Here is a 25,938-nt window from a genome sequence, read left to right on the forward strand (position 1 = left end):
GCTCACGCCTGCTCGGACTCCTGCATGGCCTCACGCAGACTGCGGGGCCTCATATCCGTCCAGACCTTGTCGACATGCTCAAGGCAGCTATTACGGTCCCCCGAAAATCCTTCATCCCGCCAGCCGGTCGGCGTGGGGCGATCTGATGCCCAGATCGAGTATTGCTCCTCGTGGTTGATCACTACCTTGTAGTCGCCACTGGGCATGGGTACGCCTATCTCCCTTTCGCCGCGTCAGGGGTTGCCGGACGCGCCAAAGAACAATGTGGGACCTGGAGCCGCAAAACATGACAAGTTACGGCCAATAATGGAACAGTTGGGCACTTTATCCCGTCCTGACAGCCCCTGTAGTCGCTTCGAACGAAGTGCCGCGCCGATTGAAGTCCACAGGTACCCGGCAAGTCAACACTTGTCGGGAGAACCGCATCTAACGATCACTGACAGTGTTCATGACCGTAAAACGGAGGATTGACAGCACCTTGGTGAACTGTGGAATATAGGCCGGGCCCAAACTCACCAAGATGGTTTGGGGACATAACGGGCGATCCGTCCGTTTTGGGGGAAATCCTTAATTCCGTGCTTACCAGCATGTAGAGAGGCATCAGTCCAGCATGGCGGTGCAGAGTTACCTCCCGCTTGCCGGCCAGAGCAGCACGACTGAGCTTGTCGGGGGCATCGAAAGACGCAGTGAGCTGGTCATGGGGCCGACGGAGGAGGGCCCATGACCGAATTGGCAGTCATCGGCACCGGTGGTCTGGCCAGAGCCGTTTGTTATGCCCTGGCCGTGACCGGGCCGCCGGCTCGGATCACCGTCATCGGGCGCGATCCGGCGCGGACCGCTGAGCTATGCCAAGTCGGTATGGCCAGAGCCGCGATCGCCGGCTCCGGCGTGACCTTCCGCCCCGTGACGGACCCCCTGCCTGAGGCCTTGGCGGCCGCCGCTCCTGCGGGCGTGCTGCTGGCCGCCTCCAGCCAATCCCCCTGGGAGTCGCTCAGCTCCCCCTCGGCCTGGACCTCCCTGCTCCGGCGCGGCGGCTTCGGACTCACTCTGCCGTTCCAGGCCGAGTCCGCCGTCCGCGCGGGCACGGCACTCGCCTCGGCCAGCCCTGGGTCCTGGTTCGTCAACGCCTGCTTCCCCGACGCGGTCAACCCCGTGCTGGCCGCGTGCGGCGTCCCCGTGCTGTGCGGGATCGGCAACGCCGGCCTGCTGGCCGCCAGCCTCCAGACCGCCCTCGGCCTGCCCGACCAGCGAGAGCTGCAGGTGCTCGCCCACCATGTCCACCTGTACACGCCCGCCTCCCCCGAGGACGAGGCGCGGGTCTGGCACCAGGGCCGCTCCCTCGACGACGTCGGCGCACTCCTTGCCGCCCAGCGGGCCACCTCGCGCACCGAGCTCAACCACGTCACCGGCCTGACCGCCGCCCGGGTGTTGGGGTGCCTGCTCACCGGCGGCGACCTCGACACCTCCCTGCCGGGCCCGCTCGGGCTGCCGGGCGGCTACCCGGTGCGTCTCGCGGCCGGTCAGCTGAGCCTGCGCCTGCCGCCGGGCCTGGAGCGTGCCGAAGCCATCGCCTTCAACCAGCGCTCAGCCCTACAGGACGGGGTGGTCGTGGAGGGCACGCGCGTCACCTTCGGCCCCGCCGCCCGGGAGGAGCTCGCCCGGGTCGCCCCCGACCTCGCCGGCGGCTTCCACACCGCGGACCTGGAATCCGCCGCCAAAGCCTTCACCCAGCTCAGAGACCGGCTCCGTGACCTCCCCTCCTACCCCTAACGAGGTGCGCCCGACGATGCACGCAGCGAACCTGCTAATCGACTACTACGACCGCCTCCCCGCCTCGATCGCGGCCTGCGTCGACGACCTCGAACCGGTCAGATCGGACATCGGCTTCTCCCCCGGTTACCACCTGCCCGCTCTCGACGCGGACGTGGAACGTTTCCTGTCGGTGGCCACCGCGCGCTGGGAACCGCTCGGCGAGTACGGCGAGCACCGGCTGACCCTGCTCGACCTCACGGGCAACCCCGCCACGGGCACCACCAAGACCTTCGCCTCGTTGATGATCGTCGCCCGCGCGGTGGAGTACATCAGGCGGTACGGCGAAGCGGTCACGATCTTCTCGCCGACCTCGGCCAACAAGGGCGTCGCGCTGCGCGACGCGGTGCTGCGCGCGATCGAGGCCGGGCTGGTCCGCCCCGACCAGCTGCGCACGGTGATCCTGGCGCCCGGCTCGTGCCTGGCCAAGCTCCGCTCCAGCCGGCTGTCCACCGACCCCGAGCTGCGCGAGCTGAACCCGATGCTCGTCTACAACGGCCCCGAGCCTGAGCAGGTCAAGGCGCTCGGCCGGGCCTTCGCCGACAAGTACGCCGGCGACCTGCGGGCCAAGGGCGAGAACCTGTGGTACTCGCTGGACCTGGCCAACTATCTCGTCGCCGACACCGCCAGGGCGTACTTCGAGCATGCGGTCTCCCCGGTCACCGGGCCCCGGCTGCACGCGCACGCGGTCTCCAGCGCCTTCGGGCTGCTCGGCTACCACCGCGGCCGGGACGTGCTGGAGGACTCCGGCTCCTCGAGCCCGGAGCACCGGCCCGCCAGCCTGCTCGTGCAGCACCTCGGCACCCCCGACATGGTGCTCAACCTCCGCAACGGATCCTTCGAGCGGGCCAACCTGCCCGAGTACGCCCTGGCGGACGGCCTCTACCGGCAGTCGGCCGACCCGCGCTTCCCCGCGCTGACCTACGACCCGGACGAGGTGCTCGACCCGACCTTCTACACCCACCGGCCCGCCACCTCTCCCTCGATGAACGCGATCATCGAGCGCGCGGGCGGCGACGGCATCGTGGTCTCGCTGGCCGAATGCGTAGCCCGCTATCCGCAGGTGCGCGAGTTGCTCGCAGGGACCGGCTGCGAACTGCCCGCCGACTTCCGCCGGCTCAGGGAATGGTCCCTGGTCATGGCACTGACGGGCGTGCTCAACGCCGTCGACCGCGGCCTTGCCGACGACTGGCGCGACGTGGTGGTGCACGGGTCGGGCCGCTACACCTCGGCGGACTACACGCCGCTCGAGGCGGAGGCGATGACCGAGGTCGCGACCGTCGAGGACGTCGCCGCGGTGGTCTGCCGCTGATGTCTCTCCCGGAGGACGCGATCGCCGTCGTCGGCATGGCCGGGCGCTTCCCTGGCGCTCCCGACGTGCCCTCGCTCTGGCGCAACCTGCTCGACGGCGTGGACGTCGTGCACGACTACACCGAGGCCGAGCTGCGCGCGCTCGGGGTGGGTGAGCGGCTGCTGGCCGATCCGGCGCACGTGCGGGCGGGCGGCCGCCTGCCCGACGTGACCGCGTTCGACGCCGACTTCTTCGGCGTGACAGCGGACGAGGCCGCCGCCATGGATCCCCAGCAACGGCTCTTCCTCGAGCAGTCCTGGGCCGCGCTGGAGGACGCGGGCTGCGACCCAGCGGCCTTCGACGGGCTGATCGGCGTCTTCTCCGGTGCCTCGGTCAACAGGCACTTCCTGTACCGGCAGTTCACCGGCGACCCGGACGAGCCGCTGGTTCCGGGCTTCGCGCCCGACTACGTGGCCGCCCAGGTGGCCTACCGGCTGGGCCTGACCGGCCCCGCCATGGCCGTGCAGACCGCCTGCTCCAGCTCGCTCACCGCGGTCTGCGTGGCCGCCCAGCACCTGCTCGACTACCGCTGCGACCTGGCGCTCGCGGGCGGGGTGAGCGTCACGGAACCCCGCTTCCTGCACACACCCGGCGGTCTGGTCTCGCCCGACGGCCGCTGCCGCGCCTTCGACGCCGCCGGTCAGGGCGGCGCCTACAGCAGCGGCGTCGCGGTCCTGGCGCTCAAGCGCCTGCAGGACGCGGTCGAGAGCCGGGACCAGGTTCTCGCCGTGATCCGGGGCTGGGCCGTGGGCAACGACGGCGCCCGCCGGGCCGGGTTCGCCGCCCCCGGGCTCGACGGGCAGGCGAGCGTGGTGGCCGAGGCGCTGGCGGACGCCGGGCTGGCGCCCGGCGCCATCGGTTTCGTGGAGGGGCACGGCAGCGGCACCGTGGTCGGTGACGCGATCGAGGTCGCCGCCCTGGCCCAGGCCTTCTCCGACGACCCGCTGCCGCCGAGCGCCGTCGCGCTCGGCTCGATCAAGACCAACCTCGGCAACCTCGACGCTGCGGCGGGCGCGGCGGCGCTGATCAAGGCCGTGCTGGCGGTACGGCACGGCGTCATCCCGGCCAACCTCCACTTCGAGCGCGCCGATCCGGACGTCGAGTTCGGCCCCTTCTACGTGCCGGTCAAGAACGTGGCCTGGGAGGCGGAGACCCGGCGGGCCGGGGTGAGCTCCTTCGGCCTGGGCGGGACCAACGCCCATGTGATCGTCGAGCAGGTCGCCGGCGAACCGCCGCGCCCGGCCTCCACCGGCTGGCGTGTCCTGCCCGTCTCGGCCCGGACGCCCGAGGCGTTGCGCCAGGCCCGCATGCGGTTGGCCGACCACCTGGAGGCCGCTCCCCTGACCGACCTGGACGACGTCGCCCACACGCTGACCGCCGGACGCCGAGCGTTCGCCTACAGGGCGGCGATCGTCTGCCGGGACCTGCCCGAGGCCGTCGCCCGGCTGCGCGGCCTGCCGCAGGACGCGCCGGAGGACCTGACGCGGGCGGCCGAGGCCTGGGTGGCAGGCGACGAGCCCGCCTGGCCGGCGGCGGACGGCCGCATCGTCTCCCTGCCCGCCTACCCGTTCCAACGGCAGGAGGTCTGACCATGAGACCCGACACCTGGCTCGACCGCTGGTTCTCCGTTCCGCAACCCCGCCACTCGGCGCCCATGCAGCTGTTCTGCCTGCCGTGGGCGGGCGCGGGGGCCGGAGCCTTCCAGGGCTGGGCCGCCGCGGCGGGACCGGGGATCGAGGTGCTGCCCATGGTCCTTCCGGGCAGGGAGGGCCGCTTCTTGGAGCCCTTCGGCATCGACATCGGGGAGCTCGCCGACGCCGTCTCCGCCCGGGCCGACCGGCCGTACGCGATCTACGGGCACTCCATGGGCGGCAGGCTGGGCTTCGAGGTGACCCGCGAGCTGACCAGGCGGGGCGAACGGCTGCCGCAGCGGCTGTACCTGGGCGGGTGCCGGCCGCCGGACCACGTGGAACCGCTCGGCGTGCTGTCGGAGGTGTCGGACGAGGAGCTGATCGCCAGGCTCACCGAGCTCGGCGGCCTGCCGGAGGAACTGGTTGCCGAGCCGGAGCTGTGCGAGCTCCTCCTGCCGGTCCTGCGCGCGGACTTCACCTGGCTGCACGAGTACGTCTACCAGCCGGGGCCGCCGATCGAGGTGCCGATCGAGGCCTTCGCCGGAGCCGACGACAAGTCGATCTCCGTCGAGGCCATGCGGGGCTGGGCCAGGCACACCAGCGCCGGCTTCACTCTCAGCGTCGAGCCCGGCGGCCACTTCTTCCTGCGCGAGCGGCGTGACCACATTCTGGACCGGGTGCGCGATTCCGGACCGGATGCGCGCGTGAGCGCCCACCGCATGCCGCTCGGCGACACCGGCTGGTGGGTGTGGAGCGAGGCGCTGCTGCGCAGCACCGGCTTCCCTGCCGACGGCCTGGCGCGCCTGTCCGCCCCCGGCTGCGCGCAGGCGGCGGACGCGTTGCTCTCGGGCGAGCTCGCGGCGGAGGACCTCGACAAGATCCTCGCCGAGGCCGGGCACGAGCTGGGCGACGAGCTGACCCGGATCGCCGCCGACCCGCTCTTCCGCGAGGCGATCACCTGGCAGAACCGGGGCGCCCTGGTCGCGCTGGACGCCCTGAGCCGCGGCGGCCGCCGCGACAGCAAGCGGCGCGAACGGGAGCGCGTCGCCGTCAAGTACTGGCAGCGCTACAGCGCCAAGAACGAGACGGTGGGCTTCTTCGGGCCGGTGACCTGGGTTCGGTGCACGGAGGACGGCCCGGCGCTGGAGGTACTGCCCGGCGAACGGCTCCTGTCGGACCGGCGCGTGTACTTCGAGGACTGGGCGCTGCGCGCGTACGCGGCGAAGCTGGCCGAGGATCTCGCGGTACGCCGCTGGTTGCCGCCCGCCCTGCAACCCCAGCTGATCCTGGACGGCCGCCAGGTGCGGCGGACGGCGCAGCCGCCCGTCCCGGTGTCGGCCGCCGAGGCACTGCTGCTGTCGCGATGCGACGGCACGCGCCGGGCCGTCGACGTGGCCGCCGAGGTGGCCGGGCAGGCGGGCATCCGCACCGAAGCCGACGCTTACCTGCAGCTCGACCTCCTGGTCGAGCGCGGCCTGCTGACCTGGCAGGGCGACGTGCCGCAGAGCCCGCACGCCGAGGAGCACCTCCGGCGGATGCTGGCCGGCATCGAGGACCCTGCCGCGCGCGAGCGGGCCCATGCCGGTCTGGAGCGGCTGGTATCCGCCAAGCGAGAGGTGGCGCGCGCCGCGGGCGACCCTGATGCCCTGCGCGCCGCGCTGGAGGCGCTCAGCACGGTGTTCAGCGAGGTCACCGGCACCGACCCGGTCCGCAGGACCGGCCAGACCTACGCCGGCCGCGGCCTGGTCTACGAGGACACCACGCGCGACGTGCGAGTGACCGTGGGCAAGCCGCTGATGGACGGTATCGCCGAGCCGATGGCGCTGATGCTCCAGGCCGCCCGCTGGCTGACGGCCGAGCTGGCGACGGCCTACGGCCGGGCGCTGCGCGAGCTGTACGAGGATCTGCGCGCGGACGGCCCTGTGCTGCTGTCGGACCTGTGGTACCTCGCCCAGGGCATGCTGTTCGGCGCCGGTCCCAGGCCCGTGGACGCCATCGCCGAGGAGTTCGCCCGCCGCTGGTCGGAGCTGTTCGGCCTGGACCACGTCGACCAGGACACCGCCGAGCTGACCTTCACCGCCCGCGAGCTGGCCGCCTCCGACGCGTTCGCCGCAGCAGGACCCGGCTGGTCGGACGGCCGGTTGCACAGCCCCGACCTGCAGATCTGCGCAGACAGCGTCGAGGCGGTCAACCGCGGCGACTACCTGGTGGTCATGGGCGAGATGCACGCCGCATGGGCGACCTTCGACTGCGCCGTCTTCACCCTCGCCCACCCCGATCCCGGCCCGCTGCGCGACGCGCTGGCCGAGGACCTGGGAACCGACAGGGTCAGGCCGCTCTACCCGGTGGAGTGGCCCCGCTACACCGGCCGAGTGGCGCACGGGCTGGAGCACCCGACCGACATCGAGCTGGGCTGGACGGCCGCCCCCGGCGCCGACCCAGGCCGGCTGGTGCCCGCCACGGCCGTGCCGGTCGACGAGGTGGACGGGGAGCTGGTGGCCACCATGCCGGACGGGAGGAGCCGGCCCCTACTGGAGGTCTTCTCGCAGCTGGTGTCGATCCACGCCGTGGACGGCTTCAAGCTTGTCGGAGGCGATCGGCACACCCCGAGGATCACCATCGACCGGCTGGTCGTCGCCCGCCGTACCTGGCGGACCACCGTGGACGCGACAGGACTGGCCGACGTCGGCGGTGAGCGCGCGCGCTACCTGGCAGTGCGCCGCTGGCGGCGTGAGCTCGGCCTGCCCGAGCAGGTCTTCGTCAAGCTGTCCACGGAGATCAAACCGCTCTACGTCGACCTCACCAGCCCGGTCTTAGCCGACCTGCTCTGCTCGATGGTCCGCTCGGCCCGCCTCGGCGCCGGGCAGGACGTGCGGCTGGTGATTTCCGAGATGCTCCCAGGCCCGAGCCAGACCTGGCTGTCCGACGCCGAGGGCCGCCGTTACTTCACGGAGCTGCGCATGCACATGGTCGATCCCCTTCCTGGAGGCGCGGGATGACGACGCTGCCCGATCTGGTGCTGGCCCAGGCCGAGCGCCGCCCGTGGGCGCCTGCCGTGCGGCAGTGGCAGGAGGTGCTCACGTACGGCGAGCTGGCCGAGCGGGCGGGCGGCCTGGCCGCGCGGCTGCCGGACGTGGGGCCGGAGCATCTGGTGGGAGTCTGCCTGCGACGCAGGCCGAGCATGGTCACCGGAGTGCTCGGCGTGCTTCTGGCCGGGGGCGCGTACGTGCCGCTCGACCCCGACGGCCCCGCCGCGCGCAGGGAGCAGATCATCCGAAGCGCGGGGCTCCGCCTCGTCGTGGTCGACGAGTCCACCGCGGAGCTGTTCGACGGGGTGCGGACCGTCCCGGTGGACGGCCCGCCCGCCGCGCCCGGACGGTGTCCTGCGCTGCCCGGCAACGCGGCCTACGTGCTGCACACCTCGGGATCCACCGGCGCGCCCAAGGGCGTGGTGGTCAGCCATCGCAGCGCCTGCGCCTACGCGCTCAGGAACATCGAGCTGCTGGGCGTCGACGAGGACACGCGCGGGCTCGCCTTCGCCTCGCTCGGGTTCGACGTGTCGGTGCACGACCTGTTCGTGCACCTGGCCGCAGGGGCCACGCTGATGCTGGCAGGCGAGGACGACCGGCGTGATCCCGTACGGCTCCAGCGTTTCTGCGCGGAGCACCGCGTCACCTCCGGTGACCTGCCGGTCTCCCTGCTGCCGGTGCTGGATCCTGCGCGCCTGCCCGAGTGGCGGGTGCTGACCACCGGCTCCGAGGCCCCCGGCCCCGAGCAGGTGGAGCGCTGGGCGAGCAGCCGGTTCCTCAACTACTACGGTCCGACCGAGACAACGGTTGCGGTCACCGTCTTCGAGGCCGAGGGAAGCTGGGACCGGCCGCTGCCGATCGGCGCCGTCCAGCAGGGGCACCGCGTGCATGTCGTGGACGAGGAACTGCGCGAGGTTCCGGCGGGCGTGCCGGGCGAGCTGCTGGTCGGCGGGGTCGGGCTGGCCCGCGGATATCTGGGGCGACCCGATCTGACAGCCGAACGCTTCGTGCCCGACCCGTTCGGCGGCGACGGCGAGCGGCTCTACCGGACCGGCGACCTCGTGGTGCTGCAGCCGGACGGGAACCTGACGTTCCTGGGCAGGACCGACCGGCAGGTCAAGATCCGCGGGCAGCGGGTGGAGATCGGCGAGGTGGAGACCGTGCTGCGCGGACACCCGCTGGTCGGGCACGCCGTGGTGGAGGCGGTCGAGGGGCCCGCGGGCGTCCGGCTCGTGGCCTTCTGCACGGGGGACGGCGTGAGCGCGGACCTGCTGCGAGAGCACTGCGCTGGGCGGCTGCCCGAGGTGATGGTCCCCGCCGACATACTCATCCTGCCCAGCCTGCCGACGTCCTCGTCGGGCAAGGTCGACGTCCAGGCGCTGCACGCGTTGGTGCCTGACGCCCCGGCCATGGGTGCGCCGCCGGAATCGCCGGCCGAGCGCGCCGTGGCCGAGGTCTGGGCTCGGGTGCTCGACCGCGTCCCTGGGCTGGAGGACGACTTCTTCGCCTGCGGTGGGCACTCCATCAGCGCCATGCGCCTGGTCAGCGGCCTTCGCGAGGCGCTGGGGCGTGAGGTGGCGGTGGAGGACGTCTACGCCGCGCGCACTCTCGGCGCGCTGGCGGCGCTGGTGGAAGGCGCACCTCCCGTGGCCGAGGAGCTGCCCTCCGGCAGCCCGCCCGCGCTGACCGCGGCGCAGCGCCGGTTGTGGTTCCTGGAGCGGCTGTTCCCCGGCAACGTCGCCTACAACATCGCGCTCGCCGAGCGCCTGCGCGGCCCGCTCGACGTGGCGGCGCTGGAGCGGGCGCTGACCGCGGTGGCCGAGCGGCACGAGGTGCTCCGCTGGCGGGTGCCCGACGACGGCGGTGTGCCCCGCGTGGAGGTGTCCGCGCTCGAACCCGCGCGGATAGCGGTCGAGGCCCTGGACGGCGCGCCGGACAGCCGGCCGGACGGGCAGGGCGGCGGGCCGGACGACCTGCCGGACGGGATCCGCGCCTGGCTGGACCGGGCCGGCGCCCAGCACTTCGACCTGGCCCGCGGCCCCCTCTGGCAGGCCAGGCTGCTCCGGCTGGCCCCGGACGACCACGTGCTGGCGGTGACCTTCCACCACGCCGTCTTCGACGGCTGGTCAGAGGGCCCGTTCTTCGACGACCTGGCCCGCGCCTACGCCGGCGAGGTCCTGGACGAACCGGAGGCGACCTTCGCCGACTACGCCGCCTGGCGAGCGGCGCGGGACGGCAGGCGGGCCGCGGAGGACCTGACCTGGTGGACCCGCTCCCTGGCCGATGCCCCCACGACGCTCGACCTGCCCAGGGACCGCCCACGGCCGATCGTGCAGAGCCACGCCGGCGCGCTGGCCACCGCCGCGCTCACCGCGGAGACCACGGCAGGTATCCGCGAGCTGGCCGTACGGCTGGGCACCACCGCGCCGAGCGTGTGGCTGGCCGCCTTCGCCGAGCTGGTCCGGCGCGTCACCGGCCGTGACGACATCGTGGTCGGCACCCCTGCGGCGGACCGCAGGCACGAGGCCTTCCAGGACCTGATCGGCTTCTTCGTCGACATCGTGCCGATCCGCCTGCGCTCGACCGGGGAGGCCTCCTTCGCGGAGCGGGTGCGTGGCTGCGCCGATGCGATGATCGACGCGATGGCCAGGCCCGGCGCCGCCATCGAGGACATCGTCGGAGCACTGGCGATACGCCGTGAACCCAGCCGGGCGCCGCTGGTGCAGGTGCTCTTCAACGTCTTCAACTTCCCTGAGCCGCGGCTGGAGCTGAAGGGGCTGAACTCCACCGGCATCGTGCCCGCGCCCGCGGGTTCCCCGTTCGATCTGACGGTCTACGTCGTCGAGCGGGACGGGAGGTACGCGGTCGACCTCGTCTACAACACCGACCTCTACACCGCCGAGCGCATCGAGCTGCTGCTCCGGTCCTTCATCGACCTGCTCGACCAGGCCGTGGCCGACCCGGGCGCCCCCGCGGCCGGCTTCGAGCTGAGGCACGTCACCACGCTCGCGCACGGCGTGACGGACGAGCCGGCGCAGGCCGTACCGGAATCAGGGCTCCGCGCGGATCCCGCCACCGACACCGAGCGGCTGCTCGCCGGGATCTGGCGGGACGTGCTCGGCCGGGCCAAGGTGCTCGCGACCGACAACTTCTTCGACGTCGGCGGCACCTCCATGGCCGTCGTCGTGGTCCGCGACCGCCTGGCCGCCCTGACCGGGCGCCAGGTGACGGTCGTGGACATGTTCCGCTACCCGACCGTACGCGCGCTGGCCGCCCACCTCGACGGTGATGCCGCGAATCCGGAACTGAGCCGCGCCGACCGGCGTGCCGACACACGCCGCCAGCTGCGGGACAAGCGCAGGAGGAGACAGTGACAGAGTTGTCCAACGACTCGGGCGCCGAGCCCATCGCCATCATCGGCATGAGCGCCCGCGTGCCGGGCGCGAACGATCTCGGCCAGTTCTGGCGCAACCTGGTCGACGGAGTGGAGTCGGTGACCTTCTTCACCGACGAGGAGCAGCTCGCCTGGGGTGCGACTCCGGAGGAGCTGGCCAGTCCCTCCTTCGTCAAGGCCGCGCCGGTCATGATCGACATGGAGGGCTTCGACAACCGCCTGTTCGGCATGAGCGCGCGCGAGGCGGAGCTCGCCGACCCGCAGCAGCGGATCTTCCTGGAGCAGTCGCACGCCGCGCTGCAGGACTCCGGCTACGACCCGGCCACCTACGAAGGCTCCATCGGCGTCTACGGCGGATCAGGGCCCAGCCAGTACCAGTGGCTCAACCTCCAGACCAACCCCGATCTGGACAGCAACGCGGTCAAGCTCGGCATGTCGATCGGCAACAACATCGACTACGTCGCCACCACGGTCTCCTACCGGCTGAACCTGCGGGGACCGGCCATGACCGTCACCACCGCCTGCTCCTCCTCCCTGGTCGCCCTGCACCTGGCCTGCGAGTCGCTGCGCAACGGGGAGTGCGACATGGCGCTGGCCGGCGGGGTCTGCGTGGAGCTGCCGCACGGCGCCGGCTACCCGGCCATGGACGGCTTCACCACCTCCGACGGGCACGTCAAGCCGTTCGACTCCCGCGCGGACGGCACCATCTGGGGCAGCGGCGTCGGCGTGCTCGTGGTCAAGCGTCTGGAGGACGCGCTGGCCGACGGCGACCACATCAGGGCCGTGGTGCTGGGGAACGCGATCAACAACGACGGCAGCAACAAGATCGGCTTCTCCGCGCCGAGCCACGCGGGCCAGACCGAGGTGATCGCCGAGGCGCTCGGCGTGGCCGGGGTGGACCCGCGCACCATCGGTTACGTCGAGGCGCACGGCACCGGCACCGCCCTCGGCGACCCCATCGAGGTGGCCGCCCTGAGCGAGGTCTACCGGCGCAGCACCGACGATCGCGGCTGGTGCGGCATCGGCTCGGTGAAGTCCAACGTCGGCCACCTCAGCCAGGCCTCCGGCGTCGTCGGAGTGATCAAGGCGGTGCTCGCCATGGAGCACGGCCTGATCCCGCCCAGCATCAACTTCGAGCGGCCCAACCCCGCCATCGACTTCGACTCCAGCCCCTTCTACGTGGTCTCCACCCCCACCAAGTGGGAGGACGGCCCGCGCCGGGCGGCGGTGAGCTCCTTCGGCATCGGCGGCACCAACGCCCACGTGATCCTCCAGGAGGCGCCGCCCCCCGCCGCCGCCACGAGCGCGCGGGGGCCGCAGCTGCTACGGCTCTCGGCCCGCACCGAGAGCGCGCTCGACACCATGCGCACCCAGCTCGCCGAGCACCTCACCGAGCACCCCGAGCTCTCCGTCTCCGACGTGGCCCACACGCTGCGGGTGGGCCGGCCGGAGCTTCGGCACCGCGTCGCCGTCGTGGCCGACGACCTGGCCGGCGCGGTGAGCGCGCTGACCGACCCCAAGCGGCACCCGGCAGGGACCGCGGGCGGGACGCTGCCCAAGGTGGCCTTCCTCTTCTCCGGGCAGGGCGCGCAGTACGCGGGCATGGGCGCCGCGCTCTACACGGCCCAGCCGTCCTTCGCCGCCGCCGTCGACGAGTGCGCCGAGCTCCTCCGTGCCGAGCTGGGCGAGGACATCAGGCAGCTGATGTTCGCCGAGGGCGGCGACGACAAGCTGCGCGAGACCCGCTTCACGCAACCCGCGCTGTTCACCGTGGAGTACGCGCTGGCCAGGCTCTGGCAGGAGCTCGGCGCGCAGCCCTCAGGCATGATCGGTCACTCCATCGGGGAGTACGTCGCCGCCACACTCGCCGGCGTGTTCACCCTGCCCGACGCCCTGAGGCTGGTGGCCGCGCGCGGACGGCTGATGCAGTCGATGCCTACCGGCTCGATGCTCGCGGTGATGAAGGACGAGCAGGAGGTCGCCAAGCTGCTCATCGACGGGGTGAGCGTGGCCACGGTGAACGGCCCTGGCACCTGCGTGGTGGCCGGGACGGACGAGGCGATCACGGCCTTCGCCGAGCTGCTCGACGGCAAGGGCGTCAAGGCCACCCGGCTGCGGACCTCGCACGCCTTCCACTCGCCGATGATGGAGCCCATCCTGGCGGAGTTCGAATCCCTCGTGGCCGCCGTGCCGCGGCAGAGGCCCGCCCTGCCGTTCCTGTCCAACGTGACCGGCGACTGGATCACCCCCGACCAGGCCGTCGACCCGGCCTACTGGGCCGGACACATCCGCCGTCCGGTGCGCTTCGGCGACTGCGTGGCCCGGCTGCTGGCCGAGAAGGACTGGGTGATGCTGGAGTGCGGGCCCGGCAAGCAGCTGGCCCAGCTCGCCCGCATGCAGCTGCGCGGCGCCAAGGACGTGCTGCCGCCGCTCGCCAGCCTGCCAGGCCCCGGCGAGACGGTCGGCGACCTGGACGTGCTGTACGGCTCCGCCGCCCGGTTGTGGTCGGCCGGAGTACCGATCATCATGGACGGTGAGCAGGGCCACCGGGTGCCGCTGCCCGGCTACCCCTACGAGCGGGAGTACCGTTTCATCCCGCCCGGTGAGGCAGGGGCCAAGCCGAAGGCGCAGCAGCCCTCCGGCCCCCGGGCGCTGGAGGACTGGTTCGAGATCCCCGCGTGGCAGCAGCTCACGCCCTCCCCGCTCGGCGAGCCGGTCACCCGCTGCCTCGCCTTCGTCAGCGGGGAGCGCGGCGAGCAGCTGGTGGCGGCGCTCCGGGCACAGGGTGCCGACGTGAGCGTGGTCCGCCCCGGTGCGGACTACTCCGGCGAGTTCACCGTACGGGCCGGCGAGCGCGCCGACTACGACGCCCTGATCAGCGCGCTCGGCGACTCCCTGCCCTCGCGCATCGTGCACGCCTGGGCGCTGGACAGCGACCGGGCCCAGGCGCAGGAGCACGGCTTCTTCAGCCTCCTCTCCCTGGTCCAGGCCCTGACCGCCGCGCAGCGGGCCGACGGGGTCCGCCTCGACGTGCTCACCTGCGGCACCGAGGACCCCCTGGGCGGCGCCGACCTGACCCGGCCGGAGTACGCGCTCGTGGCGGGCATCGCCAGGGTCGTGCCGCTGGAGGTCGACGGCCTCCAGGTGCGCCACCTCGACCTCGAATCCGGTGGCACCCCCGCCGCGAGCGTCCTGGCCGAGCTGCGCAGGGAGCCGGCGGGCGACGTGCTGGCCCTGCGAGGCGGGCGCCGGTGGGTCCGCGACTTCCAGCCAGTACGGCCGAGCGAGGGCGACTCCGGGCTGCGCGAGGAGGGCGTCTACCTGATCACCGGTGGCCTGGGCGGTATCGGCCTCACCCTCGCCGAGCACCTCGGCACCCGGCTGCGGGCCCGCGTGACGCTGCTCGGCCGCAGCGGCAGGGTTTCGCCGAGGGCCGCGCGCACGATCGCCCGGATCGAGCAGGCTGGCGGCAAGGTGACGGTCCTGGCCGCCGACGTCACCGATCCTGCCCGGTTGCGCGAGGTCAGGCAGCAGATCCTGGCCGAGCATGGCGGGCTGCACGGCATCGTGCACGCCGCCGGCCTGCCGGGCGGTGGCATGGCCGAGATCAAGGAACGGGCCGTCGCGCAGGCCGTACTCGACCCCAAGGTCGCCGGGACCGCCGCGCTGTTCGACGTCTTCGGCGACCTCGGGCTGGACTTCGTCGCGCTCTGCTCGTCGGTCACCGCCGTCAGCGGCGGCTTCGGCCAGGTCGACTACTGCGCGGCGAACGCCTTCCAGGACGCCTTCGCCCGCGCCCGGCATGGCACCCGCGTCGTGAGCCTCAACTGGGGCGCGTGGCTGGAGGTGGGCATGGCCGCCAACGCCGACGCCACCGGCCTGGCCACCACCAGCAGCCCGACCACCGTCGCCGAGGGAACGCCCGTCGACCACCCGGTCGTGCGCAGCCGTACCCACGACCAGGCGTCGGGGCCGCTGGCCGCCGACACCCACTGGGTGCTGGACGAGCACCGCATCGGCGGGGTGCCGGTGCTGCCCGCGACCGGGCAGCTGGAATGCGCCAGGGCGGCCTTCGCGGCCGTCGTCCCCGCGCCGGATGAGGGCCACGCGGTGGAGCTGCGCGACGTGGTCTTCCTGGAGCCTCTGGCCGTGCCGGACGACACCACGACCGAGCTCGTGGTCGCCTTCGCCGGCGGTTCGGCCTTCGAGGTGCGCGCCGGCGAGCGGCTGCACACCCAGGGCGCGGCGGCGTGGGTACGGCCCGCACCGGCCGCGGCCGTGGACGTGGCGGCCCTGAAGGCAGGGATGACACCGGAGGCCGAGCAGGACGGCGAGTACGCCGGAGTGCTGACGTTCGGTCCGCGGTGGCGCTCGCCCGAGCTGATCTGGCGGACCGAGGGCGAGGAGCTCGCCTTCGTCGAGGGGACCGAGCAGGTGGCGGCGGAGGTCGGTGGCTGGGGCCTGCACCCCGCGCTGCTCGACGTGGCCACCTCCTTCGGCAGGGGCAACGGCGGCGGCGCCTACCTGCCGCTGAGCTACGGCCGGCTGCTGGTCAGGTCGGCGCTGCCGGACCGCTTCTACAGCCACCTGCGGCGCAGGGGCGACGGCGGTGCCGAGGTCGTCACGGCCGACCTGACGCTGATGGACGAGGCGGGCACGGTGCTCGTGGAGATCGAGGAGTTCGTGCTGAGGCGTATCGACGCCTCGGCGGTGACCGGCTCGCTGAGCTCCGGGGACCAGCGGTCCGACACCGGCATCCGCCCGGCGGACGGCGCCGAGGCGTTCTTCCGCGTGCTGGCCGCGGCCGACCTCGGCCCGCAGGTCGTCATCAGCGCCACCGCGCTCGCCGAGATCACCCGGCGGGAGCGGCTGACCCGCCAGAGCCTCGAGGCCCAGGCCCCGGTGGCCAGGACCGAGGACTTCGTCGCGCCGGAAGGCGAGGTGGAGGCGGCGCTGGCCCGGGTGTGGAGCGAGATCCTGGGCGTGCCCGACGTAGGTGCCGATGACGACTTCTTCGAGCTCGGCGGCAACTCGCTCATCGCGGTCCAGCTGATCGCGCAGGCTCGGGCCGCGGTCGGCGTCAAGCTGCCGATGCGCACGCTCTTCGAGGCCCCGTCCGTGCGGCAGATGGCCGCCAGGGTCGAGCAGATCCGCGCCGAGCAGCCGGCCACCCTGGCATCCGCCTCGGCGGCCTCCGCCACCACGATCCCGCGCGTGGCGCGAGGAAGGTAGCCCATGCACGCCGAGCATCGCGAGTTCCGGGCGGAGTGGCTCGAGGAGTCCATCGCCGCCCGGTTCTGGGCCGTCGTCGCCGAGCATCCCGACCGGGTCGCGGTGCTCGGCGAGGAGGGCCCGCTCACCTACGCCGAGCTCGCACGGGAGGTGCAGGCCGTGGCGTCGGCGGTGCACGGCGCCTCCAGGGTCGGGCTCCTGGTCGGGCACGGCCCGAGAATGGTCGCCGCCATCCTGGGCGTGCTCACGGCCGGGGCCACCTACGTACCGCTCGATCCGGCCTATCCGCCGGCCCGCCTGGCGAGCATGTCCGAGCTGGCCCGGCCGGAGCTGGTCGTGACCGTGCCCGAGCACAAGGACCTGCTCACCGGCGAACTCGTCGACCTCACCTCGATGCCGCCGGCGCCGGGTTTCCGGCCCGTCACCGTGGATCCGGGCTCCCCGGCGTACATCCTGTTCACCTCGGGCTCCACGGGGCGCCCCAAGGGGGTCGTGCAGACTCATCGGGGGGCGTTGTTCCAGATCCGGACGCATACCAACAACCTGCGTATCCGTCCTACCGATCGGATCAGCGTCGTCTCCTCCTTCAGCTACGACATGGCGGTGACGGACGGCTTCTCCGCGCTGCTCAACGGGGCCGCCGTGGTGCCCGTCGACCTCCGGCTGCATGGCCTGGGTCAGCTGAGGGAGGCGCTCGTAGACGGACAAGTCACGATTTATCACTCGACGCCGACTGTCTACCGCTATCTGCTGGACTCCCTCTCCGAGGGTGAGGTGCTGTCGGATGTCCGAGTCGTCATCCTCGGCGGGGAGGAGGTCGTCCGCCACGACCTCGACCGCTTCCAGCGGCACTTCCCCGCCTCCAGCGTCTTCGTCAACGGCTACGGGGCCACCGAGATCTCCTTCGTCGCCCAGAACCACCTGACCGCGGCCGAGATGGGCGACGACGCGGTCGTGCCCATCGGGCGGCCCCTGGACGGCGTGGAGATCGAGCTCAGGCCTGACCCTGCGGAGGGCGAGATCGTCATCCGCAGCCCGTACCTGGCCGGCTATCTGGGCGCCGCCGAGCGAGACCAGGCCAGGTTCGGCGTCGATCCTGACGGCATGCGTTTCTACCGGACCGGCGACCTGGGGCGGTGGTCCGCCGATGGCCGGCTGGCCTACCTGGGCCGCCTCGACCGGCAGGTGAAGATCCGCGGCCACCGCGTCGAGCTCGGCGAGATCGAGGCCGTGCTGGCCACGCTGGTGCCCCGGGCCGCCGTCGTCACCCGCGAGGTCCGCGGCGAGCCGCACATCGTGGCCTACGTCCTGGGACAGGACACCTCAGGACTGCGCGAGCGGCTGGCCGAGGTGCTGCCCGACTTCATGGTTCCGGCCGAGATCGTCGGAGTCGACACGCTGCCCCTGACTCCCACCGGGAAGATCGACACGGCCGCCCTGCCAGACCCGCACCCCGGACCCGCTCCGGTGCGGGCGGTGAACCTGCCGGCGCCGGAGGCCGAGCTCGCCACCGAGATCGCGGCCGTCTGGGGCGCCGTGTTCGACGTGCGGGAGGTGGACTGGAAGCGATCCTTCTTCGACCAGGGCGGGCACTCGTTGCTCATGGCGAAGGTCCAGCAGCGGCTCGAAGGCGTCCTGCGCCGGCGTATCCCGCTGACCACCCTCTACGCCCATCCCACCGTCGCCTCCCTCGCGCACCACCTCACGACGGGGGAGCCTGGAGAGACTGGGGCGCCGAGCGACGCTCCAGCGGCCCGGGCGGCTCTACGACGGCAGCGCCGGCGATCCTGACGCCACCTGGCCCAGGTCGCGGCGCACCTGCCGTCCTCCGAGTTCACCGATCCCCCGCCACGTGACTCCGGCCGGTAGCCCTTCGCCACCGGCCGTCCCCTTCGCCGCAGGGTGGCAGGATCGCGGGGTCGCGGCGTCGCGGGATCGCGGGATCGCGGCGTCGCCGGATCGCGGGGGGCGCGGGGCGCCGGATCGCGGGGGTGCGGGTGAGCGTCACCGGCTGCGCGCCGGTGATGCCGCGCCTGGCGACGAAGGCGGCGCCCTTCCCCCCCGATCGCCAGGAAGCGGGCGGCATCGCCCCGAAGCGGCGGCCGATACGTCGGTCCCAGCAGCGGCGGCGCCCTGCCGGTACTCCCGGTGGGCACGGTCCTGATCCAGATCTGTACACGCAGCGCAACACGACGGAACGCTGCATCGATCGGATCAAGGAGTGGCACGGGCCGGCCTTCCGGTTCGACAAGACTCCCGACACCTACCTGGCAGGCCTGCGTCTACGCGGAGCCATCCTGTGGATCCGAAGCCTCCAACCCGCCTGAAGATCCGAAGTCCGTACAGGCCCTGGCGCGCCGCGGTGCCGGTTGGTGACGCAAGGCCCGCGGGCGGGTGAACTTCTGGCCTGCGCCCAGCGTCGCCCTGCTGTGGGACCGGGTCAGGGCAGGCCGATGGCGCTCTCCCAGAACCAGGTCCAGCGGATCTCGTCCCTGAAGCGGGCCGCACCGGCCTCGTAGAGCACGCCGATCGCGCCGTTGCCGATGAGCGTCATGTCGGAGTACCCGGCGTGGTCGTCGTCGATGCGGACACCTGCGTTGTCGACACGGTTGGCGTGGTCACGCCAGGTCGCGCCCTCGTCGAAGGAGGAGCGGACGTTCATCCCCACCGGGTTGTTGCCGGTCTTCGGTGTAGCGGGGGCCGACAGCAGGATGCGGCTGTAGGGGCTGCCGCTGCGCTGCCGGAGCAGGGCGGCGTGGGTGGAAGGAGCGGTGATGTTCGGATCGGCCGTGAAGCGGCCGGAGAAGGTCAGACCCCCGTCGGTGCTCACGCCTCGGCCCAGGCCGTGGACGGACGTCTGGTCGGGGACCGCTCCGTTGCGGGCGATCACGAGGATGCCGCCGTCGGCGCGCTCGACCAGGGTCTGCTCGCTGAGCTTCAGCACCGACGCGTCGTACGTGGCGGTCGCGCCGGTGCGCCAGGTGCGGCCGTGGTCATCGCTGTAGACCAGCCGTACACTCTGCCGGTTGCCGATGCCGTAGTAGACGGGCACCACCAGTCGTCCGGCGTTCTTCCCTCGCGTCAGCTGGATCCCATGCCCCGGCCCGGTGGCGAACCAGTCGCCGCTTCGCGCGGGAGCCTTGATGGTGGCCGACAGATCCTTCGGTGCCGACCAGGTCCGCCCGTCGTCGTGACTTACCTGAACCTTCGGCGTGCGCGGTGTGGTCCGCGTCTCGGTCGGCTCGGATGTCGTGAACAGGAAGACGGGCCCTGTCGAGTCCGCGACGACCGTCGCGTTGCCCTGGAGTGCCGCGCCGTTGGCACTGGCCAGGACCGTCCTGCTGGCCTCCCACGTGACGCCGTTGTCGGTGGAGCGCCGCATGACGACGTCGAAGGCGCCGTGGTCGAGGCAGTTGTTGGCGTTCCTGCGCTCGGCGAAGGCGAGCAGTACGTCGTTGCTGGTCTTCACGACGGCGGGGAGTCTGAAGCAGGTCGTCACCGGCGATCCGGTGTCGGGGTCCTGTGTGGTGAATTGCCGCCACAAGGTCTGCCGGTGGAAGTTGAGCGTGGGTTCGTCTGCCGCCGCGGGTGCGGCGTTGATCGCCACGGCCAGCAGTGCTCCGGCCGCGGCGACAAAGTTCCGTAATTTACGCATATGTGCCTTTCATGCTGATCGCAGATCACGGGGTGCGGCCTGAACGCGGCCGAAACGAGCCGGCGGGCCGACGCCAGGGCGATGTGGTCGCCGACCTCCAAGGAGGCGCGGCCCGCCGTTCATTGAAGTGGACCGGACCCGCGGGCGCATGGGTGCTGGGTCGAGGATCGACGGGTAGAGCTGGCTCTACCTACATGGCGTGCATCAGGTGCCCGAAGATGCCCGCCATCGCCCACGACCGGAACCGGTCGTAGGCGATGGACCACGGCCCGTACTCGGCGGGCCGATCCCGCCACGAACTACCGGTGCGGAACCGCCACATCACCGCGTTGAACTGCTGCCGCAGGTCCGGGATCGGGCCTCGCTCGCCCACGGGCAGGCGAGGCTCGATCAAGGACCATTCCTCGTCGGTGAGGTCTCCACGCGCCATGTCGATGGCCTACAGGATCGGAGACCAAAGCACAGGCGAAGCCCTCTGATCTCAACTCCGAACAGGCCCTCTATCGGCCCTGCAGGGCCTTGACGTTGTCGCCGAACGTCCAGCTCTTCGAGCCGTCCCAGTTGATGGACCAGGTCATCAAGCCCTTGAGGTTGCCGCCGAAGGCGTTCCAGCTCTGGCTCACCAGCGCGGGACTCATGTGGCCGCCACCGGCGCCGGGCTGCGCGGGCAGGCCGGGGACCTGCTTGTCGTACGGGACCCTGATCGTGACGCCCTGGACGACCAGGCCGTTGTTCAGGCAGGTGGTCTGCGCGGTGAAGCCCTGAACCGTGCCCGCCGAGTAGGAGTCGCCCGCGCAGCCGTACATGCTGCCGTTGTAGTACTGCATGTTCAGCCACCAGAGCCGGCCGTTGTCGGCGTACTTCTTGATGATCGGCAGATAGGCGCCCCATATCGAGCCGTAGACGACACTGCCGCCCGTCACGTAGGCGGTCTCCGGCGCCATGGTCAGGCCGAAGGTGGGCGGCATCTGGGCGAGCACGCCGTCGATGATGCGGATGAGGTTGGCCTGCGAGGCCGACAGCTGGTTGATGTTGCCGCTGCCGGTGAGCCCGGTCTCGATGTCGATGTCTATGCCGTCGAAGTTGTAGCGCTTGAGAATCGGCACGACGGTCGCGACGAAGCGGTCGGCGACTGCGCTGGAGCCGAGGTCGATGCCCGCGGCCGCGCCGCCGATGGACATCAGGATCGTCGCCCCCTGCGCCTTGGCCTGGCACATCTCGGCCGGGGTGGCGACCTTGACGGTGGCGTCCATGCCGTCCTCCCACAGGACGGTGCCGTCGGAGCGGATGACGGGGAACGCGGCGTTGATCACGTTGTAGCCGTGAGCCTTGATCCGGGGGTCGGTGATGGGGGTCCAGCCGAACGGCGGGTGCACGCCGTTGATCGCGCCGTCCCAGTTCTCCCAGTACCCCTGCAGAACCTTGCCGGCGGGCCGTGCCTTCACCGGGCAGGTGGTGTCGGTCGGCGTCGGCGTCGGCGTGGGAGTGACCGTAGGCGTGACGGTCGGGGTCGGGCTCGGGGTCGGGGTGGGAGTGGGGGTCGGGGTGACCGTCGGGGTCGGGGTCTGGCCTCCTGGGCCGTCGAAACTGACGTCGTCGGCGTAGTAGGTGCCCTGGCCGTACCAGCCGTGCAGATAGACCTCGGCGGTGGTCTGGCCTGAGGCGGTGGTGAAGGAGACGGACAGCTGCGTGTAGGCCGCCGGCGAGGATGTCCAGCCTGACCCGCCGCCGGTGACGCCCAGGTAGACGTAGCTTCCACGCACCCAGGCCGTGAGCGTGTAGGCGGTGTTCGGCCGTACGGTCACCGACTGGGTGCACTTCGCGTTGTCGGAACCGCTCGCCGCTCCGGCGAGCGCCTTCGAGCCGGAACGGACCGGGGTGCCGACGACCGATCCCAGCCCGCCGCCGCAGGACCAGGGAGAGAGAGTCCCGGTCTCGAAACCCGGGTTGACCAGGAGATTGGCGGCTTGGGCGGACGTATTCGTCACGAACACGCCCACGATCGCCAGAAATAACGATACGGCCAGCACGAGAAGACGCGATGTTCGCTTCATGAGGGACGACCCTTCTGTCGCTCGAGGCGCGACAGGTCACCGGACACGACGGAGAAGTGGAGTTGCGAGGCCAGGGCTCGCGCCAAGCTGACCCGAATTATCAGGATATTTACTGTCAAAGTCCATGACTGGCCCTGCCCGCATATGTCAACGATCTGCCTTGCGTCACCATTGCCGGATTCTGTCGAGCGACCCGCCCTCTGAGCGGCTTTCAAGAAAGCTCGTGACGTGGCATGACGTTCGGCGACCAGATGGAATGTTGTTCGGATTCGACTTCCATACCGGTTTTCCATAGCGGCGCCATATATCGCGGCCTCGGCCCCGGTGCGTGGTGCGCCGCTTCGGTGGCCGCCTCGCTTCAGACACACCTCGGCTCGTGCTGGTCCTCTGGGGTTCCCGCGGAGCTCGGGCTGACTGTGGTCATGGTGCGGCTCTTTCGCTTCCGTTCCACCGCGGGTTTGAAGTGGCGGTTCAGCCGCTCGACCGGGCGATGAGGTCAATCGCCACGGCCGGGATACCGGCGTCGAAAAGGCAGGGCATGCCCGAGAGCCACCTCGCCAATACGCGCGCTCGTCAGCCGGCCGCCGGAGACACCGAAGGAATGCCGACCGTGAATGTCACACAGGCGAATACGCCGGTGGCTCTTCCTGCCGAAAGTCGATGCCGAACGTCTTCGTCTATGTAATACGGCCTGTCGAGACGTCCCTGGTGATCCGGGGGCGCATCCCCAGGCCATGCAGCCCCCCAGACCATGCAGCTCAGGCCGTAGTCCTGGGCCGGGGAAGGAGGATGGGCGGAGATCGAACAGCTGGCCGATGCTGCCACGCCCCCGCGACAGGCGCCTCACTGCTGGTCCGACGCCGGCGCCGTGGCGACGGCCGGACGACAGGCCGGGACGCGCAGACCTGCATTCATATCCGAAATATGATCAATCTCGCCCCGATACCGTATTAGACATCGAAAGACGGGCTCTGCTTTGCTTCTGCCTCTCCGATAGTCGAGAGCAAGGACAGGCATGCGACACCTCCGCGTCCATCGCCCCTTGGCGGCGCAGGCAGCGGCCACGTTGACGAGTTCCCTCCCGGCGAGCGGCACAGGCGCCGCGAACCTGCCGGTCGAGGCGCGCAACGGACAGGCGACGCTCGGCCGGTTGCGGCCACCGTCGTCAGGAGAAGTCGCTGCCCTGTACGACCTGAGCGCGGTCGCCTCGTCGTACGGCGCCCGCGACGACATCGCCGTGGTCAGGTTCGCCGACGCCGCGCCCATCCACATCGGCCGCCGGGCCGCCGCCGTCCGCGCCCGCGGACTCGGCGAGCTCTCCTAGGAAGAGGACATGCGCAGAAACGGGGAGGGCCGTTCGGCGGCCGCGTCGAACATCGTGCGTCTGGCCGCCGTCGGGGCGGTGGCGGGCGTGGTGGTGGCGGGGATCGTGGCGCCCGCGGTGGGAGGTGCGGGAGTCGGCCTCGTGTCGGCCACCGGCGAGCTGAACATCTCGGCCCAGGATCTGGCCGAGCCGCCGCTGGCCCAGGTCACCATCGTGCAGGACCGCAAGGGCGGCGAGATCGCCCGGTTCTACGAGGAGTACCGCGAGGTCGTCAGGCTCGACGAGGTAGCCGACATCATGAAGACCGCGATCGTCTCGATCGAGGACGACCGCTTCTACGAGCACGGCGCGATCGACCTCGAGGGCACGATCCGCGCGTTCGCCAGGAACCTCCAGGCGGGCGGGGTGAGCCAGGGAGGGTCAAGCATCACGCAGCAGTACGTCAAGCAGGTGCTGCTCAACGCCGCCGCCACCGACAAGGAGCGGAACAACGCGCTGGCGGCCAGCTACGCGCGCAAGCTGAACGAACTGCGCCACGCGATCGCGGTCGAGAAGAAGTACACCAAGGACGAGATCCTGGAGAAGTACCTCAACATCGCCTACTTCGGCGCAGGCGCCTACGGGGTCGAGGCCGCGGCCAAGCGGTTCTTCGGCGTCCACGCGAAAGCGCTCACGCTGCCGCAGGCGGCGACGCTGGCCGGGGCGGTGCAGGATCCCAACGCCACTGACCCCAACCTGGGCAGGAAGCAGCGCGAACTGCTGCTGAAGCGACGCAACGTCGTGCTGGGCAGGATGGCCGAGCTCGGCAGGATCACGCCGGAGGAGGCGGCGAAGGCGAAGGCCGCCAAACTGGGCTACAAAGGCACAAAGCTTCCCGGAGGCTGCGAGTCCAGCAAATATCCGTACTTCTGCCTTTATGTACGTCACGAGATCCTCAGCAACCCCGACTTCGGCAGCACGACCAAGGCCCGTCTCGCGTTCCTCAACCGCGGCGGCCTGACGATCAAGACGACGATCGACCCGGCCATGCAGGCGGCGGCCGACAGGGGCATCAGGAAGTGGGTGCGCGCCTCCGACGATCCGGTCGCCTCCGAGGCGCTGGTCCAGCCGGGCACAGGGGCCATCAAGGCCATGGCCGCCAGCCGGCCGTACGGCCGCAGCAGGGCCAGGGACGAGATCTCCTACAACCTCGTCGCCGACGCCGCCCACGGTGGCGCCGTCGGCTTCCAGGCCGGTTCGACGTTCAAGGTCTTCACCCTGCTCAACGCCCTGGGCAAGGGCATGAAGCTCGACGACGGGCTCACCGCGGGAGCCGGCTTCCGCGCGTCGGGACCCGCGGCGTTCAAGAACTGCAAGGGCCAGAACATCGGTGACCCGAACCACACCGTCACCAACGACGAGGGCAGCCCCGGCTGGAAGACCCTGCGGACCGGCACCTGGAACTCGGTGAACACCTTCTTCATGATGCTGGAGCAGCGAGTCGGGCTGTGCGACACGGTCGAGACCGCCAGGTCTCTGGGCATCCACCGCTCCGACGGGCGCAGGCTCCAGGAGTACGAGACGTTCACGCTCGGCATCAACGAGATGGACCCGGTGACCGTGGCCACCGCGTACGCCGCGATCGGCGCCCGCGGCAGGTACTGCGCGCCGATGGCGATCACCCGGATCACCGACCGGAACGGCAGGACCACCGCGTACAAGCCCAAGTGCCGCCAGGCGCTCGACCCCGAGGTCGCCGACGCAGCGGCCGACGTGCTGTCCGGCGTGTTCACCAACGGCACAATGCGTTCCGTCGGCGGCATCGGCCGCGACGCCGCGGGCAAGACCGGCACCACCGACGACTACGCCGCCGCGTGGTTCGCCGGGTTCACTCCGGACCTGGCGGGCGCGGTCAGCATCGGCGACCCGCGAGGCTCGCAGGAGCACAAGCTGAACGGCGTCACGATCGGCGGGCGCTCCTACGGGGCGGTCCTGGGCGCCACCCTCCCCGGACCGATCTGGAAGGACACCATGATCGGGGCGTTGCGGCACGTCCCGCCGACGCCGTTCACCCCGGTCAACTCCGAGCGGTTCGGCGGCTGCCAGGACGACTGCCGCCCCGAGCGCTCCCCCACGGAGGACGACGGCGCCGTAGAAGACGACGGCGCCGCGGAGGACGACGGTGCGGCAAACGACGAGGGTGCCGCGGAGGACGTCGGCGCGGACGTCACCACCGGCGGTGACAACCGCCGGTGACAACCGCCGGTCGCGCTCGCCGAGCGCGACCGGCACCGCGATGTACCGACGGTAGGCGCGGGCGGCCTCGCGGTCCTTGAGTGATCGGACACCCAGGCGTTCGCGCACCACGACGTGATCAGCACGGTGCTGACGCCTTCAGCGTTTTTGCGAGATCCTTGGGCAGTGGGTACGCGCGGGCGGCTTTGCCCGGCCACCCGGAGGTTCGCTTGGGGGGTGAACCG

General features: G+C 71.4%; 14 protein-coding genes. 10 read left to right on the forward strand and 4 right to left on the reverse strand.

Annotated features, from left to right (window positions below; all coding sequences use genetic code 11):
• Nucleotides 1-2 precede the first annotated feature (2 nt).
• The gene (locus AC3EO4_RS08940; RefSeq protein WP_379575206.1) at nt 3-206 is read right to left on the reverse strand and encodes an MbtH family protein; all 204 of its coding nucleotides are present in this window, start codon (nt 204-206) and stop codon (nt 3-5) included.
• A gap of 514 nt (nt 207-720) precedes the next feature.
• On the opposite strand from AC3EO4_RS08940, the gene AC3EO4_RS08945 reads away from it, so the two are divergent.
• The 8 genes from AC3EO4_RS08945 (at nt 721) to AC3EO4_RS08980 (ending at nt 18,773) form a co-directional block, all read left to right on the forward strand.
• Nucleotides 721-1,770, forward strand: coding sequence for a Rossmann-fold NAD(P)-binding domain-containing protein (locus tag AC3EO4_RS08945; protein WP_431894786.1), 1,050 nt, complete (start codon nt 721-723; stop codon nt 1,768-1,770).
• 16 nt (nt 1,771-1,786) lie between these two features.
• Complete coding sequence (locus AC3EO4_RS08950; protein ID WP_379575204.1) at nt 1,787-3,121, forward strand: DUF6002 family protein; 1,335 nt, start codon at nt 1,787-1,789, stop codon at nt 3,119-3,121.
• Nucleotides 3,121-4,749 carry a beta-ketoacyl synthase N-terminal-like domain-containing protein gene (locus tag AC3EO4_RS08955; protein ID WP_379575203.1) on the forward strand — a complete coding sequence of 543 codons (1,629 nt, stop codon included), beginning with the start codon at nt 3,121-3,123 and terminating at the stop codon, nt 4,747-4,749. The genes AC3EO4_RS08950 and AC3EO4_RS08955 overlap by 1 nt, the downstream gene beginning before the upstream one ends.
• 2 nt (nt 4,750-4,751) lie before the next feature.
• Complete coding sequence (locus tag AC3EO4_RS08960; RefSeq protein ID WP_431894789.1) at nt 4,752-7,790, forward strand: thioesterase domain-containing protein; 3,039 nt, start codon at nt 4,752-4,754, stop codon at nt 7,788-7,790.
• Nucleotides 7,787-11,194: an amino acid adenylation domain-containing protein gene (locus AC3EO4_RS08965; RefSeq protein ID WP_431894791.1), complete on the forward strand. Its 3,408-nt coding sequence runs from the start codon at nt 7,787-7,789 to the stop codon at nt 11,192-11,194. Before AC3EO4_RS08960 ends, AC3EO4_RS08965 begins: the two co-directional genes overlap by 4 nt.
• Nucleotides 11,191-16,446, forward strand: coding sequence for a type I polyketide synthase (locus tag AC3EO4_RS08970; RefSeq protein WP_431894793.1), 5,256 nt, complete (start codon nt 11,191-11,193; stop codon nt 16,444-16,446). Before AC3EO4_RS08965 ends, AC3EO4_RS08970 begins: the two co-directional genes overlap by 4 nt.
• Nucleotides 16,447-16,449: 3 nt before the next feature.
• On the forward strand, nt 16,450-18,237 hold the full coding sequence (locus tag AC3EO4_RS08975) for a non-ribosomal peptide synthetase (protein ID WP_431894795.1): 1,788 nt from the start codon (nt 16,450-16,452) through the stop codon (nt 18,235-18,237).
• Between the two features lie 206 nt (nt 18,238-18,443).
• Nucleotides 18,444-18,773 carry a hypothetical protein gene (locus AC3EO4_RS08980; protein WP_431894797.1) on the forward strand — a complete coding sequence of 110 codons (330 nt, stop codon included), beginning with the start codon at nt 18,444-18,446 and terminating at the stop codon, nt 18,771-18,773.
• A 113-nt stretch (nt 18,774-18,886) separates the two neighbouring features.
• On the opposite strand, the gene AC3EO4_RS08985 is transcribed toward AC3EO4_RS08980, so the two are convergent.
• From AC3EO4_RS08985 to AC3EO4_RS08995, 3 genes are all read right to left on the reverse strand, one after another.
• Nucleotides 18,887-20,101 carry a sialidase family protein gene (locus tag AC3EO4_RS08985; RefSeq protein WP_431894798.1) on the reverse strand — a complete coding sequence of 405 codons (1,215 nt, stop codon included), beginning with the start codon at nt 20,099-20,101 and terminating at the stop codon, nt 18,887-18,889.
• A 190-nt stretch (nt 20,102-20,291) separates the two neighbouring features.
• Nucleotides 20,292-20,531: a transposase gene (locus AC3EO4_RS08990; protein ID WP_379575195.1), complete on the reverse strand. Its 240-nt coding sequence runs from the start codon at nt 20,529-20,531 to the stop codon at nt 20,292-20,294.
• A 70-nt stretch (nt 20,532-20,601) separates the two neighbouring features.
• Entirely contained in the window at nt 20,602-22,155 is a 1,554-nt protein-coding gene (locus AC3EO4_RS08995) for a glycosyl hydrolase family 18 protein (RefSeq protein ID WP_379575194.1), read from the reverse strand.
• A gap of 1,015 nt (nt 22,156-23,170) precedes the next feature.
• Between AC3EO4_RS08995 and AC3EO4_RS09000 the strand changes: the two genes are divergently transcribed.
• Both AC3EO4_RS09000 and AC3EO4_RS09005 read left to right on the forward strand, forming a co-directional pair.
• On the forward strand, nt 23,171-23,479 hold the full coding sequence (locus tag AC3EO4_RS09000) for a hypothetical protein (protein ID WP_431894800.1): 309 nt from the start codon (nt 23,171-23,173) through the stop codon (nt 23,477-23,479).
• 9 nt (nt 23,480-23,488) lie between these two features.
• Complete coding sequence (locus AC3EO4_RS09005) at nt 23,489-25,714, forward strand: transglycosylase domain-containing protein (protein WP_431894802.1); 2,226 nt, start codon at nt 23,489-23,491, stop codon at nt 25,712-25,714.
• Nucleotides 25,715-25,938 lie beyond the last annotated feature (224 nt).

The organism is Nonomuraea sp. bgisy101, assembly GCF_057708945.1.